At 48.7% G+C, this 14,359-nt stretch carries 12 protein-coding genes; 9 read left to right on the forward strand and 3 right to left on the reverse strand.

Going from position 1 to position 14,359, the window contains the following annotated elements:
* The first annotated feature begins 107 nt into the window (after positions 1-107).
* Genes OCU49_RS02320 through hutG form a run of 4 tightly spaced genes read left to right on the forward strand, consistent with a single transcriptional unit; the run spans position 108 to position 5,250 of the window.
* On the forward strand, positions 108-1,658 hold the full coding sequence (locus OCU49_RS02320; protein WP_261843421.1) for an HAL/PAL/TAL family ammonia-lyase: 1,551 nt from the start codon (positions 108-110) through the stop codon (positions 1,656-1,658).
* On the forward strand, positions 1,651-3,195 hold the full coding sequence (hutH, locus tag OCU49_RS02325) for a histidine ammonia-lyase (protein WP_261843422.1): 1,545 nt from the start codon (positions 1,651-1,653) through the stop codon (positions 3,193-3,195). The genes OCU49_RS02320 and hutH overlap by 8 nt, the downstream gene beginning before the upstream one ends.
* Before the next feature lie 35 nt (positions 3,196-3,230).
* Complete coding sequence (gene hutI / locus OCU49_RS02330; protein WP_261843423.1) at positions 3,231-4,445, forward strand: imidazolonepropionase; 1,215 nt, start codon at positions 3,231-3,233, stop codon at positions 4,443-4,445.
* A complete protein-coding gene (gene hutG, locus OCU49_RS02335) occupies positions 4,435-5,250 on the forward strand; it encodes an N-formylglutamate deformylase (protein ID WP_261843424.1) in 816 nt (271 codons plus the stop codon). Before hutI ends, hutG begins: the two co-directional genes overlap by 11 nt.
* Positions 5,251-5,253: 3 nt before the next feature.
* Here hutG and OCU49_RS02340 read toward each other — a convergent pair whose 3' ends face one another.
* Positions 5,254-6,087: a helix-turn-helix domain-containing protein gene (locus tag OCU49_RS02340; protein ID WP_261843425.1), complete on the reverse strand. Its 834-nt coding sequence runs from the start codon at positions 6,085-6,087 to the stop codon at positions 5,254-5,256.
* Between the two features lie 174 nt (positions 6,088-6,261).
* Between OCU49_RS02340 and OCU49_RS02345 the strand changes: the two genes are divergently transcribed.
* On the forward strand, positions 6,262-7,200 hold the full coding sequence (locus OCU49_RS02345; protein ID WP_261843426.1) for a fatty acid desaturase: 939 nt from the start codon (positions 6,262-6,264) through the stop codon (positions 7,198-7,200).
* Positions 7,197-7,997, forward strand: coding sequence for a phosphate/phosphite/phosphonate ABC transporter substrate-binding protein (locus tag OCU49_RS02350; RefSeq protein ID WP_261843427.1), 801 nt, complete (start codon positions 7,197-7,199; stop codon positions 7,995-7,997). Before OCU49_RS02345 ends, OCU49_RS02350 begins: the two co-directional genes overlap by 4 nt.
* 17 nt (positions 7,998-8,014) lie before the next feature.
* On the opposite strand, the gene uvrA is transcribed toward OCU49_RS02350, so the two are convergent.
* Positions 8,015-10,837: an excinuclease ABC subunit UvrA gene (gene uvrA, locus OCU49_RS02355; protein ID WP_261843428.1), complete on the reverse strand. Its 2,823-nt coding sequence runs from the start codon at positions 10,835-10,837 to the stop codon at positions 8,015-8,017.
* Positions 10,838-11,061: 224 nt separating this feature from the next.
* Here uvrA and ssb point away from each other — a divergent pair, with 224 nt between their 5' ends.
* A complete protein-coding gene (gene ssb, locus OCU49_RS02360) occupies positions 11,062-11,658 on the forward strand; it encodes a single-stranded DNA-binding protein (protein ID WP_261843429.1) in 597 nt (198 codons plus the stop codon).
* 38 nt (positions 11,659-11,696) lie between these two features.
* The gene (gene rfbD, locus OCU49_RS02365; RefSeq protein ID WP_261843430.1) at positions 11,697-12,629 is read left to right on the forward strand and encodes a dTDP-4-dehydrorhamnose reductase; all 933 of its coding nucleotides are present in this window, start codon (positions 11,697-11,699) and stop codon (positions 12,627-12,629) included.
* A 54-nt stretch (positions 12,630-12,683) separates the two neighbouring features.
* Here rfbD and OCU49_RS02370 read toward each other — a convergent pair whose 3' ends face one another.
* On the reverse strand, positions 12,684-13,058 hold the full coding sequence (locus OCU49_RS02370) for a SirB2 family protein (RefSeq protein ID WP_261843431.1): 375 nt from the start codon (positions 13,056-13,058) through the stop codon (positions 12,684-12,686).
* Positions 13,059-13,227: 169 nt separating this feature from the next.
* Here OCU49_RS02370 and moaA point away from each other — a divergent pair, with 169 nt between their 5' ends.
* The gene (gene moaA / locus OCU49_RS02375; RefSeq protein WP_261843432.1) at positions 13,228-14,232 is read left to right on the forward strand and encodes a GTP 3',8-cyclase MoaA; all 1,005 of its coding nucleotides are present in this window, start codon (positions 13,228-13,230) and stop codon (positions 14,230-14,232) included.
* Positions 14,233-14,359: the final 127 nt, after the last annotated feature.

Below are 14,359 nucleotides of genomic sequence, written 5' to 3' on the forward strand. Positions count from 1 at the left end.
TTTGGAAGTGTGGCCGGTTGTTAGTTAGAGGCTTACTGTTGAGTAATTCATAGTTAGAGCCTTTGGCTATAGTGTTTTAAGTACAGAAAAATAAGAACGGAACGCATATGCAGGCAAAGGTGGTATTTGATCAACAACTTCGCTGGCAGGACCTGGTTGATGTGGCAGACGGGGCAACACTGGAAATTAGTGGCAGTCGCTGGTTGAGGATAGAGCGCGCCCGCAATGCAGTGATGGAAATGGTGAGTCAGGGAACGCGGGCATACGGTATTACCACCGGGCTTGGTGATTTATGTAACCACATATTGGCACCCGAACAGTTGGCTGCGATGTCACGGGGAACAATTCTGAATCATGCCTGTGGCGTAGGGCCTTTGCTGGAGAAACGTCAGGTGCGGTCTATTATGGCGGCAGCCGTTGCTAATTATAGCCATGGTTATTCGGGTATTTCTGTGGAGGTTGTTAAAGCTCTGTTGGCGATGCTGAATGCCGGTGTAACACCGCAAGTGCCTGAACAGGGGTCGGTCGGTTATCTGACGCATATGGCGCATATTGCGTTGCCATTGTTAGGGACTGGTGATGTGGAGTATCAGGGGCAGGTAATTCCGGCCACTGAGGCATTTCAGCTAGCTAATATTATGCCGCCACAGATCGGACCAAAAGATGGTTTGAGCCTGGTGAATGGTACGCCATGTATGACCGGGCTGGCGTGTCTGGTGGCAGCTGATACTGAAAAGTTGTTGAGTTGGTCGGACTTGAGCGCTGCGTTGAGTTTTGAAGCCTGTGGTGGTCAGTTGGCCGCGTTTGGCGAGCTAAATCTGGCTCTAAAGGCTTCACCTGAGGTGAGTTTGGTTGGCCAGCGGTTGCGAATATTTCTGAGTGACAGTCTGTGGCTGGCCTCCCGGCAGGGACAGCGCACCCAGGATGCTCTCAGTCTGAGGTCTGTACCGCAGATACATGGCGCTTGCCGACAACAGTGGCAAAATTTTTCAGAACTGGTGACGCGAGAATTAAACGCGGCGACAGATAATCCGCTGATACTTGAGCAAGAAGGTGTGTTTAATGTTGTTTCGCAGGCAAATCCTCACGGTGAGAGTCTGGCGCTAGCCAGTGACGCATTGGCGCCTGCATTAGCAGAGTTGACCTCTGCTGCAGAGCGTCGCAGTTATCGACTGCTTAATCCTCAGGTCAGTGGCTTGCCGGGATATCTTACGGATGAAGGCGGAATCAGTTCAGGCCTGATGATAGTGCAGTATGTCAGTGCTTCTTTGTGTGCGGAAAACCGTCGTCATGCCTCGCCAGTGTCAGTGGATAACTATGTTACGTCAGGTTTGCAAGAAGATCATCTGAGCTTTGGCTCCAGTGCAGTATTAAGATTATTTAAGCAACAGGCGAATTTGCAAAAAGTACTGGCAATTGAACTGATGTGTGCTGCTCAGGCATTTGACTTTATAGCAGTGAAGCATCGACAGGAAAGTAATGTTTTCAGCCGGGGAGGCTGGGCACTCTGGCAACAAGTACGCCAGCAAATTCCTCATTACACCCGGGAACGCTGGGTGGCAAAAGATATTCAGCGATTAGATGAATTATTGGCGGATTCGGCCATGCTTCAGCAACTGGAGCAGCAGGCGGGTATAGGAGAGATACAGAATGTTTGAGTTACAACTGATTCCCGGCAGTCTGACATTGGCAGATTTACGTCAGATCAGCCGTCGCCGGTTGCGTCTGGGGCTGGATTCTGCTGCTGTGGCTGGTATTGATGCCAGTACAGAAGTGGTTAACCGTGTCATTGAAGAAGACCGTACGGTATACGGCATCAATACGGGGTTTGGTCTGTTAGCGAATACGCGGATTGCCAGTGAGGACTTAGAAACCTTGCAGCGAAGTATTGTGTTATCCCACGCTGCTGGTATCGGCGAACTTATGAGTGATGCCACGGTGCGTCTGATGATGGTGCTGAAGGTTAACAGTCTTGCCCGGGGGTATTCGGGTATACGGCTCACGGTTATTGAAGCGCTGATCTGCCTGCTGAATGCGGAAGTCTTTCCCTGTATTCCGAGTAAAGGTTCTGTTGGTGCTTCCGGTGATCTGGCGCCATTGGCGCATATGAGTGCAGTGTTACTTGGGGAAGGTCAGGCGCGTTATAAAGGCGAAGTTATTTCGGGACAGGCGGCACTGGCAATTGCCGGTATTGAGCCGCTGACGTTAGCGCCTAAAGAAGGTTTAGCGTTACTTAATGGTACTCAGGCATCGACAGCTTTCGCGTTAGAAGGATTATTTCATGCGGAAGACCTGTTTGCTTCCGGCGTGGTTTGTGGGGCTTTATCAGTTGAAGCAGCCCTTGGCAGCCGCCGACCTTTTGACCCGCGTATTCATGCTGCCAGGGGGCAGATCGGCCAGATTGACACCGCGGCGGCGTTTCGCAGTTTACTGAACGATAACAGTGAGTTGGGAGAGTCTCATGTTGGTTGTGAAAAAGTACAGGATCCATACTCGCTGCGCTGCCAGCCGCAGGTAATGGGAGCCTGTCTGGATCAAATCCGTCATGCCGCTCAGGTGCTGGTGATTGAAGCTAATGGGGTTTCGGATAATCCGTTAGTCTGTGCGGCAGAAAACGATATTATTTCCGGCGGTAATTTTCATGCCGAGCCGGTTGCTATGGTGGCTGATAACCTGGCAATAGCGATAGCTGAAATTGGCTCGCTGGCGGAGCGACGAATTGCTTTGCTGATTGATAGTGGGTTATCTGGCCTGCCACCTTTTCTGGTTGATAACGGCGGGGTTAACTCGGGCTTTATGATTGCTCAGGTAACTGCAGCGGCACTGGCCAGTGAAAATAAGACGCTGGCACATCCAGCGTCTGTAGATAGTTTACCTACCTCTGCTAATCAGGAAGACCATGTTTCAATGGCGACTTTTGCCGGTCGGCGATTACGTGACATGGCAGAAAATACCCGGGGTATTCTGGCGGTAGAGTTACTCAGCGCTGCACAGGGGCTGGATTTTCGGGCGCCAGTTAAAACCTCAGAGCGACTGGAGCAGGCTAAGTCAGCTTTGCGTGCCCGGGTGCCTTTCTATGACCAGGACCGTTATTTTGCGACAGATATCGCGCAAGCAAATGAATTGCTTGCTGAAGCGCCACATAATGAATCTATGCCGGAAGACTTGCTGCCCTCGCTGTTGGCTGGTCACTGATTACTAAGTGCTGATCATTAGCATAGGAGTCTTGAATGTATAATCAGAATTGTCAGCATCTTTGGTACGGGTTTCATGCGGTGACAATGCAGGGGGGCCATTATAACGTTATTGAAGATGCTGCAATTGCTGTAGATGAAGGTGTTATCAGCTGGGTAGGATCGTTTGCTGATTTTTCTGGTCAGGCTGATCAGGGAACTGATCTGGGTGGTGGTTGGGTGACGCCAGGGCTAATCGATTGCCACAGTCATATTGTTTTTGGTGCAAATCGTAGCCGTGAATTCGAATTGCGCTTACAGGGCGCAAGTTATGAAGAAATCGCCCGGTCCGGTGGTGGTATTGCGAATACAGTAAAGTCCACACGGCAGGCTAGTGAAGCTGAGTTAATGAAACGCGCCGAGTTACTATTGCTAGATTTGATGGCTGATGGTGTGACGACCCTGGAAATAAAATCCGGTTATGGCCTGGATCTGGAAAATGAAAGCAAAATGCTACGTGTTGCCCGTCGGTTGGGTGAGCAATGGCCTGTGGATATAGTTACGACCTGCCTGGCAGCTCATGCGTTACCTCCGGAGTTCAACGATGCAGATACATATATTGATTACCTTTGTGACACTCTACTACCTGTAATCGCGGAGCAAAAACTGGCTGACGCTGTTGACGGCTTTTGTGAAAAAATAGCCTTTTCGCCTGAGCAGATAAAGCGTTATCTGCAAACCGCTGCGGAGCTGAATTTACCACTGAAGCTACATGCCGAACAATTATCTGCATTGGGTGGCAGCCGTATGGCCGCTGAGCTGGGCGCTTTGTCAGTGGATCATCTTGAGTATGCAACGGAAGATGATGTTAAGGCGATGGCAGAGCATGGCACTGTAGCGGTCATTCTGCCGGGTGCTTATTACATGCTGAAGGAAACACAGCAGCCACCAATCGTGTTGTTGAGAGAAAATAATGTGCCAATGGCGCTGGCCAGTGATGCTAATCCGGGATCATCGCCAGTACGGTCATTGCGGTTGATGATGAACATGGCCTGTAGTTTATTTGGCTTTACGCCAGAAGAGGCCCTAGCGGGTGTTACATGTCACGCCGCACGTGCTCTTGGTCTGCATGACAGCCATGGTACGCTTACGCCTGGTAAGCAGGCAGATTTCGTTTGTTGGAACATAGAATCACCAGCTGAGCTAAGCTATTGGTTAGGGGGACGCCTGAACAAAGCCAGAGTGAAGCGAGGTGTACGCCGTGATATCTGATCCGTTTGAGTTTACGCCGGGGACAACACCGCTGCTGGTCAGCATGCCACATTCCGGTTTGCAATTAACTGATGCAGTGGCCAGTGGTCTGACTGCATCAGCCTTGCAGCTGGCTGATACTGACTGGTTCATTCCCGAGCTCTACAGTTTTCTGAGTGATCTTGGGGTAGGTGTAATCCGCGCCAATTATTCCCGCTATGTGCTGGATCTGAACCGTTCGCTGGATGATAAACCTTTATACGAGGGCAAAGTGACGGGGTTATTTCCCGATATCAGTTTTGCCGATGACAGTTTGTTTTTGCCCGGTCAGGAACCGGATGAAGATGAGCGAGAAAGGTATAAGAAGCAGATCTGGCGACCTTATCACCGACAGTTGCGGGATGAGCTGGACCGGCTTAAAGCAGTACATGGTAATGCCATGTTATTTGACGCGCACAGTATTGCCCCACGGGTGCCTATGTTATTTGATGGCCGCTTACCTGATTTTAATTTTGGCAGTAACAATGGCGCCAGCTGTAGGTTTGGTTTAGCCACTCAGCTGGAAGCGTTGACAACAGCGGATGGTCGCTTTACCTGCGTAACAGACGGGCGTTTCAAAGGTGGTTTTATTACCCGCCACTTTGGACAGCCAGCGGAAGGTATTGAAACTTTGCAGTTAGAGTTGTCGCAAGGAACTTATCTGGCTAACTCAGCCTTTTCTGCAAAGCGTTTCGATGCTTATCAGTTAGATCCACAGAAGGTGATACATGTGCAGCCAGTATTGCGCCATATTATTGAGCATTTACTGGATGCCTTACAGCACTGAAGGCTAAATTGTTTGTTTGATATCCAGGCATTGTTGGCTTGCCTGATGCGGTAATACATCAGCGACTCTCACCAGATGGTCGAAATGTTTCGAAAGTCCGCTGATTTGCTCGCTGCCAGTTACCATCAAATAGGTACCCCCCAGATAAATGGCTGCCCGCTGATTACCAAATACGGTTAGCGGCGCTGAGTAATGTTTCAGCCGGTCATAAAAGTGTACCCGCAGAGTGGGATAGTGTTCATCTATCAGTCGCGCCATATAGTCAAACTGTGCTTTACGCAGTGAACGCGGGATTTGTTGCCAGATACCATGGCCCTTAGCCAGTTCATAGAGCGCCTGTACGGGCATGCATATTTCCAGATCATTGCCTCTTTCCTGAACCGTTTTAAGTAAGTCTTCACCGAAGTTATAACGGGGAGAGGCTCTGTGTGGCTCGAGTTCATGATTAACCAGTTCAGGCAGGCTAAGCATGTCTGGCAGATATGCCGGCACATAACGGGTTTTACCGCCGTTAATTTCAGCACGCCACTGAGTGAGCGGGGAGTGTTGTGCCTGGTCGGGTATGAGTTCTATTTCAGCACTGCTGGATACCTGCAGGCTGGCGTCGCTGGCTCCGGCAACTCCCAGTAACCAGTCGATTGAAACACCTTGTGCTGCGGCTATACGCATTAACGCTTCAGCGCGGGGCAGACGCAGGTTGGCGGGATCCAGAAACTGGCTCATCGCAGAGCGGTCCAGCTGACATTGGCGGGCAAATTCACTGGGGTTCAGACCAGATTGCAGTAGCAATTGTTTCAGGCGTTCACGAAACAGCGGTGCTATCTCTCGTTTATCCATGTTCCCAGCCGTTCATAATCATTGTCTTGTTGTTATATAAATATGATTGTTTTTGTATTTATACAACAAAATATTATTAGTGATGTATATCTTATGCATAAATTACAAATTCACAAATAGCCTCAGTTAATGTCTGGGCATATGCTCTTCTTATTGATAGTTAAGGAGTTATGTATGCACGCCACACGGGGAATTCGAATTGAATGGCCAACTTTGTTGCTGATTGTCAGCTGTTATAGCTGCTGGTGGCTGGTAGTGTCGTTTAGCGATTGGATTGCTTTATTGTGGCTGTTCTTACCTTTAATTCTTGCGTTGCAGTCGTCGTTGCAGCACGAGGCATTGCATAATCATCCTACTAACTGGCGGTGGCTGAATGAAGCTTTAGTATTCTTACCGGTAGGTGTTTTTCTGCCTTATGAGCGGTTTCGGGATACGCATCTGATACATCATCAGGATGAAAATTTAACGGATCCGTATGATGATCCTGAATCACATTATTTTGATTCTCAACAGTGGCAGGCAATGCCGACTGCTCTGAGGGATATATACAATTTTAATAACAGCTTGCTGGGGCGAATACTGATAGGGCCTGCGGTGTCTTTATGGTTGTTTTATAAAAATGATGTACGGTCAGTGGTTTCAGGAGAGTGGAATGTAATCCGGGCATATCTGATGCATTTGTCAGGGTTGGTACCGATGCTGTGGTGGTTATCTGAAGTTGCTCAGGTGAGTCTCTGGCTCTATATATTGTGTGCTTATGCAGGATTGTCTGTTCTGAAAATTCGCACTTTTCTTGAGCATAGAGCGCATTTTTCAGTGGCAGCGCGTACGGTGGTCGTTGAAGACCGGGGATTACTGGCATTTCTTTTTCTGAATAATAATTTACATGCGGTGCACCATCAGCACCCGGGCGTAGCCTGGTACCGCTTGCCAGCACTATACCGGGAATGTCGTGAGCAGTTTCTGGCAGATAATCAAAATTATCGCTATTCCAATTACCGTCAGGTATTTAACGAATATTTTTTGCAAGCGAAAGAGCCGGTCTCGCACCCATATATGCCTGCTATACCTGATGTTTTGCCGCAAAATAATTCCAGTGAGGTAATTGGATGATCGCGCGTTTACCTATGTATGACTGGCCCGAACTGAAATTCCAGCATGAGGCTTTATGGCAGCACTTAGCAGCAGTGTTACGTGAAGACTTACCAGAAGAGATTACTGTTCCGGAGTGCCTGTTGGAAGATGGTGATCAAGTTCAGCAATGGCTTTCTGAGTCACTATTGGTGGGGCAGACGTGCGGATTACCTTTTGCACAGGGCCTTTATAAACATACCTGCTTATTAGGCAGTCCTGTATATCGGTTGGAAAATTGCAGTGACGGTGAGTATTACAGTGTCATCGTTACGGGTGCGGATATAGATTCAGATGCAATTTGTTTTGAGCAATCGGAAGGTGCTATTGAAGAGGGGCAAGGTTTAAGAGCAGCTATTAATGCCAGGGATTCTCAGTCTGGATACTCAGCTTTGTTACACAGCCTTAGCAGAAACGCTCTGAGCCAGTTATGTATTTCTGGCAGTCATAGACAGTCGATTCAGATGCTGGCAGCTGGTGAGGCGGATGTTGCCAGTATAGATGCTGTTAGCTGGACACTGGCGAAACGTTATGAACCTGCTGCTAAAACATTAAAAGTAGTTGGGTATAGTCAGCCGACGCCTTGTCTACCGATGATTACAGGGTTGGGAGTATATTCTGCATGCATCAGTGAGAGTCTTATACGAGGTTTAGCGTCGCTGGATGATGCACTTAAGGACGATTTATTGTTGGAGGGACTGATGCCGCGAAAAGCAGAAGAATATCTGTTTCTGTCGCCCCGGCTGACCAGGGCGAAACAGAAACATAATATTGCTTAAACTTAATGCTGCTGAACTTAGCGCTCCAGCAATGGTTTGAGGAACTGGCCTGTATAGGAATGTTCCGTATTAGCTACATCTTCCGGAGTACCTGTAGCAATGATATGACCGCCTTTGGTGCCACCCTCGGGGCCTAAATCAACAATCCAGTCTGCTGTTTTTATAACATCAAGATTGTGTTCGATAACCACGATAGTGTTGCCGTGATCACGTAACCGGTAGAGTACATTGAGCAATTGCTGAATATCATAGAAGTGCAGACCTGTGGTCGGCTCATCAAGGATATAGAGTGTTTTGCCTGTATCCCGTTTACTTAGCTCTTTAGCCAACTTAACCCGTTGTGCTTCACCACCAGAAAGCGTAGTCGCTGCCTGGCCGAGGCGGATATAGCTGAGACCAACGTCGATCAGGGTTTGTAAACGACGTGACAGAGCAGGAATAGCGTCGAAGAATTCGCGGCCGTCTTCAACCGTCATCTGCAGCACTTCATCAATGCTCTTGCCTTTATATTTTACTTCCAGAGTTTCGCGGTTATAACGCTTACCTTTACAGACATCACAAGGTACATAAACATCTGGCAGGAAGTGCATTTCTACTTTGATAACCCCATCACCCTGACAGGCTTCACAGCGGCCACCTTTGACGTTGAAGCTAAAGCGCCCCGGCTTGTAACCACGGGCGCGTGCTTCCTGCGTGCCAGCAAATAATTCCCGAATAGGTGTGAAAATGCCGGTGTAAGTGGCTGGGTTAGAGCGAGGTGTGCGGCCAATCGGGCTTTGGTCGATATCGATGACCTTATCCATCTGCTTTAGGCCGTCAATCTCATGATGCGGCGCTGCATCCAGCGTTGTTGCCTTATTTAGTTCTGTGGCGGCCAGTGGATATAAGGTGCCGTTAATCAGGGTAGATTTACCGGAACCGGAAACGCCGGTAACACAGGTCAGCAAGCCCAGAGGAATTTCCAGATTCACTTCGTTAAGGTTATTGCCTGTTGCGCCCAACAACTTCAGCCAACGGCCGTCAGGAGAGTTGCGATCGCTAGGAATCTCGATTTTACGGCGACCTGAAATATAGTCACCGGTAATCGAGTTTTTATTATCCATGACTTGCTGTGGTGTGCCCTGGGCGATAATCTCACCACCGTGTACGCCGGCTCCGGGACCTACATCAATGACGTGATCTGCCAGTCGAATGGCGTCTTCATCGTGTTCAACAACGATAACGGTGTTACCTAAATCCCGCAGATGGATCAGTGTTTTTAGCAGACGATCATTGTCGCGCTGATGTAATCCGATTGAAGGTTCATCAAGTATGTACATTACGCCAACTAAACCGGCACCAATCTGGCTTGCCAGTCGGATACGCTGAGCTTCACCGCCGGAAAGTGTTTCAGCACTGCGTTCCAGTGACAGGTAATCCAGGCCGACATTTACCAGGAAAGCCAGTCGCAGGCGAATTTCTTTGACAATTTTGTCAGCAATTTCGCCCCGTTTGCCGTCCATTTTCAGCGTTTCGAAATAGTCATAACAATCGCCAATGGCCATCTCAACAATTTGTGGGAGGGTTTCGGTGGCAATGAATACGTGACGGGCATCACGGCGTAAGCGGCTGCCATCACAGGACGGACAAGATTGCATATTGATGTATTTGGAAAGGTCTTCACGGACCATTTCTGATTCGGTTTCCCGGTAGCGGCGTTCCAGGTTGTTAAGCACCCCTTCAAATGGGTGTGACTTGCTAATGGAATCACCACGGTCATTCAGATACTTGAAGGCGATATTGTCTTTGCCGCTACCCTGTAAAATGACTTTTTGCTGTTTAGCACTGAGCTCGCCAAACGGGGTGTTGATATCAAATTCGTAGTGGGCCGCAACAGCTTTAAGTTGCTGGAAGTAATACAGAGCACGTCGGTCCCAACCACGGATTGCGCCTTCGGAAAGTGTCAGGCTTGGATCACTGACAACTTTTTTCGGATCGAAGAATTGCTTAACACCCAGACCGTCGCAGGCAGAGCATGCGCCATGTGGGTTGTTGAACGAGAACATTCGGGGCTCAAGTTCTTGAATGCTGTGTCCACATTTTGGACAGGCAAAACGTGCAGAGAACACCATGTCTTCGCCGTCACCGTCCATATAACAGACAGTGGCAATTCCATCGGTGAGATTTAATGCAGTTTCGAAAGATTCAGCAAGACGCGCCTGCATATCCGGGCGTACTTTGAAACGGTCAACGACTGCTTCAATGTCGTGCTTTTTGTTTTTATCCAGTTCAGGAGCGCTATCGATGTCAATCACAATGCCATTAATACGAGCGCGGACAAAACCCTGTGTTTTCAGCTCGCTGATGGTATGTAAGTGCTCACCTTTACGGCCCTGAACGATAGGCGCCAGAAGCATAAGCTTGCTGCCTTCCGGCAGTGCTAACACCTGATCGACCATCTGACTTACGGTCTGAGCTGCCAGGGGTAAATCGTGATCCGGACAACGTGGTTCACCGGCACGGGCAAACAGTAGTCGCAAATAGTCATAAATTTCGGTGATGGTACCGACCGTTGAACGGGGGTTATGCGACGTAGACTTCTGTTCAATGGAAATCGCTGGTGACAGCCCTTCGATGTGATCAACATCGGGCTTTTCCATGACGGACAGGAATTGCCGGGCATAAGTAGACAGCGATTCGACATAGCGCCGCTGACCTTCAGCATAGAGGGTGTCAAAAGCCAGCGATGATTTGCCAGACCCGGAAAGTCCGGTAATGACAACCAGCTTATCGCGGGGAATTTCGATATCGACATTCTTAAGATTGTGGGTACGGGCCCCGCGAACCAGGATTTGTTCCATCAGTGTGTCCGACTTGTGCGCAAAAAAGAGATGATTATAGTGGCAGACGTGCCTGAAAAGCATCCTAAATCCTGAGATGTCCTGAAACATTATTTGGTAGATGTTCAGAGGTCTAATTATGCTATGCTTGGCGCCAGGAAAATGAATCGGCCAAAGTTAAGGCCGAACCAAGATCAACAGATGCAATATAGCCCCGCAGGACGCTGAGGGGAGTGGAGAATTCAATGGCACGCGGTATTAACAAAGTCATTCTGATTGGTAACCTGGGTAACGATCCGGATACTAAATATATGCCCAGCGGCAATGCCGTAACTAATATCACTGTAGCGACTTCAGAAAGCTGGAAAGACAAGCAAACTGGTCAGCAGCAGGAACGTACGGAATGGCACCGTGTAGTGTTTTTTAACCGGTTGGCTGAAATCGCCGGTGAATACCTGCGCAAAGGTTCTAAGGTGTATTTGGAAGGTTCGTTGCGTACCCGGAAGTGGCAGGGGCAGGACGGACAGGATCGTTACACAACTGAGATCGTTGCCAGCGAAATGCAAATGCTGGATGGTCGCGGCGGTGATAATAACGGCGGGTACCAGCAGTCACAGGGCGGTGGTTTCCAGCAGCAAGCACCACAGCAGCAGGCACCTCAGCAGCAATATCAGCAGGCGCCACAGCAACAACAGCAACAAGCTCCACAACAATATCAGCAGCAGGCGCCTCAGCAACAACAGGCTCCTCAGCAGCAGTACCAGAAGCCGCCTCAGCAGCAAGCACCAGCTCCACAGCCTGCGCCGGGTATGGATGATTTCGACGACGATATCCCATTCTGATCCATTGTTCTGTGTAGTGAGTGAGGTAATCTGTAGTCATGCTGAAGGCGTTTATTTCCCAGCCAGCTAAATTGCTTATTATTGGTGCTGACAGTCAGATCGGGTATTTCCTGAATCTGGCTGCGCAAACTGATGCTTTTTATATTCCGGTACCTTTTACCGATGCGGAACTGGATATAAATAATCGTCAGATGCTAGAGCAGCGGCTTGATGAAGTTCAACCAGACTATGTGATCAATACTTCCGGTTACAATGATGTTGATCAGGCTGAGCGTGATCCTGATGAGTGCTATCGGCGTAACACAAAGGCTGTTGAAACATTGGCAGTTGCTTGCGCTAAACGTGACATCGCGGTACTGCACTTATCATCGGATTATGTGTTTGACGGACATTATGCCAGTGGTTATGCAGAGGCTGATGAAGCTAAACCTCTGGGTGTCTATGGCGATAGTAAATGGCGTGGTGAAGAAGCTTTGCGCCAGACGTTGGAACGTCACCTTATTCTAAGGGTAAGCTGGGTTTTTAGTCCGGTTGGTGATAACTACATGCAGCGTGCTTTGCGTCAGGCCCGCGAACAGTCTGTAATTTCTGCAGCGGATGACAGGCGCGGATGTCCAACATCTGCGGCAGACATTGCCCGGGTTATTATTGCAATGCTTAAGCAAGTGCATAATGGTGCAGATGTTTGGGGTACCTATCATTATTGCGGTGCAGAAGTCACTTCACGCTATGGTTTCAGTGAAGCGGTTTTGGCGGCAGCAGGTCAGTTTGAAGATTTTCGAGCAGAAGAAATTCGTGCCGTACCTTCGAAAGATTACGGAACAGATACCGAGCGTCCGGCGTCTTCAGTACTAGTCTGTAAGAAGTTGTTGAATGCTTTTGGTATTCGCCAGATTCCATGGCGACATGAGCTGATTAATGTTGTGAAAACGTTGTATCAGCCAGTGGCCGAGCAGGACGCTCAATCGTAGGGTTTATCAGCAGCACCGGTCGGTGCTGCTAACCTAGTTTGTCAGAAAAATAGCTTACCAGGGAAATGGCATGTGGCTACGTGCGACAGCAAAGATGTAGCCCCAGCAAGCTAAGGCCAGAATCAGTGCCATGGTACGAATCGCTTTAGTCTTACCGCGTTTCAGTGCCATCGTTCCCAGTACGATGTAAGCAATAAGCCCTCCCAGCTTAGCTGTTAACCATGCGTCGACAAACGGATACTGGCTTATTGTGATGGTCAGGCCAACCGCTGTTACCAGGAGCAGAGTATCAATAATATGCGGTGCAATTTTTACCCAGCGGCGTTGCAGGAGGTTGTTATCGGTCAGCATCCAGAAGCCGCGGATAGCGAATGATAATAGGGTTAACATGGCACAGGTCATGTGCAGGTGTTTTAATAGCATGTACATAGGTCTGTTTGGCTCTTAATATAATCGTTTCTATATATGGCGCTGTTACATAAACATTGTCGCTATATATAGGTATAATCGGGTTTGTGAGCAGTGCTCCGCTTCTTTGATGAAGGCGGCTCATTCTCACTGATTTACTCACCAGAAGCCAGTGTGGCGGATTTTAGTTATGACACAATCTACATCTTCTCAGCCAGTTTTAGTCGATAAGTTCGGTCGTCGGGTCGAATATGTACGCTTGTCTGTTACGGACAGGTGCGATTTTCGCTGCGTGTACTGTATGGCTGAAGAGATGGAGTTTTTGCCCCGTGAACAGGTGTTGTCGCTGGAAGAAATTTATAATCTGGCGAAAAGTTTTACGGATCTTGGTGTAAACAAGTTACGCCTGACCGGTGGTGAGCCGTTGGTTCGTAAAGGTGTGCTGGGGCTTATCGAGAAGATGGGGCAGCTGCCAGCTGAGTTGCTGATTACTACTAATGGTTCGCAGTTGACTAAAATGGCGAAAGATCTGCAGCGGTTTGGTGTGGATCGTCTGAATATCAGTCTGGATAGTTTGCAGCGTGATAAATTTCAGCGCTTAACACGCAGTGATCGTCTGCATCAGGTGCTGGCAGGTATTGATGCTGCCTGTGAGGCTGGTTTCAAGGGTATTAAACTGAATGCAGTAGTGCTTAAAGGCCGTAACGATGACGAGGTTGTCGATTTGGTTGAGTTTGCCCGTGACCGTGAAATCGATATTACCTTTATTGAAGAAATGCCGCTGGGAGCGATTACTGAGCATGATCGCGCTGAGTCGTATTGTTCCAGTGATGAAATACTGGCGATGATTTCAAAGCAATACGAGTTGCTTTCCACGACAGAAAAAACCGGTGGTCCTTCTAAGTATTATCGAATGAGTGATAGCCGCAGTAAGATTGGTTTTATTTCACCACATAGTCATAACTTTTGTAGTGAATGTAACCGTGTACGGGTAACTGTTGAGGGGCGTTTGCTGCTTTGTCTGGGTAATGAGCATTCGATGGATTTACGCGAGGTCATGCGAAATAATCCAGACGATAATGATTTGCTTAAGCAGAAGCTGATCGAGTCTATGGATCTTAAGCCTGAACGTCATTATTTCGATCTGGATGCTGAGCCTCAGATTGTTCGTTTTATGAATATGACCGGCGGCTGATTTAGCCGCGTATCAGGGCCGGTAATCGTCGCGGCACAGGGCTTTTCTTAACAATAGCGCTGCTAGTTTCAGCCCGCTCCACAATGTGATTCAACTGCTCGTCCAGGTCGCTGATTGAACGTAAAAC

It is taken from the genome of Aliamphritea ceti (genome assembly GCF_024347215.1).
GTDB classification, from domain to species: domain Bacteria; phylum Pseudomonadota; class Gammaproteobacteria; order Pseudomonadales; family Balneatricaceae; genus Amphritea; species Amphritea ceti.

Bases quoted from the DNA above. Each gene is read 5' to 3' on its own strand.
- rfbD (WP_261843430.1), top strand. From the start codon at position 11,697: ATGCTGAAGGCGTTTATTTCCCAGCCAGCTAAATTGCTTATTATTGGT.
- OCU49_RS02320 (WP_261843421.1), top strand. From the start codon at position 108: ATGCAGGCAAAGGTGGTATTTGATCAACAACTTCGCTGGCAGGACCTG.
- moaA (WP_261843432.1), top strand. From the start codon at position 13,228: ATGACACAATCTACATCTTCTCAGCCAGTTTTAGTCGATAAGTTCGGT.
- hutH (WP_261843422.1), top strand. From the start codon at position 1,651: ATGTTTGAGTTACAACTGATTCCCGGCAGTCTGACATTGGCAGATTTA.
- OCU49_RS02370 (WP_261843431.1), bottom strand. From the start codon at position 13,058: ATGTACATGCTATTAAAACACCTGCACATGACCTGTGCCATGTTAACC.
- hutI (WP_261843423.1), top strand. From the start codon at position 3,231: ATGTATAATCAGAATTGTCAGCATCTTTGGTACGGGTTTCATGCGGTG.
- OCU49_RS02345 (WP_261843426.1), top strand. From the start codon at position 6,262: ATGCACGCCACACGGGGAATTCGAATTGAATGGCCAACTTTGTTGCTG.
- OCU49_RS02350 (WP_261843427.1), top strand. From the start codon at position 7,197: ATGATCGCGCGTTTACCTATGTATGACTGGCCCGAACTGAAATTCCAG.
- uvrA (WP_261843428.1), bottom strand. From the start codon at position 10,837: ATGGAACAAATCCTGGTTCGCGGGGCCCGTACCCACAATCTTAAGAAT.
- ssb (WP_261843429.1), top strand. From the start codon at position 11,062: ATGGCACGCGGTATTAACAAAGTCATTCTGATTGGTAACCTGGGTAAC.
- OCU49_RS02340 (WP_261843425.1), bottom strand. From the start codon at position 6,087: ATGGATAAACGAGAGATAGCACCGCTGTTTCGTGAACGCCTGAAACAA.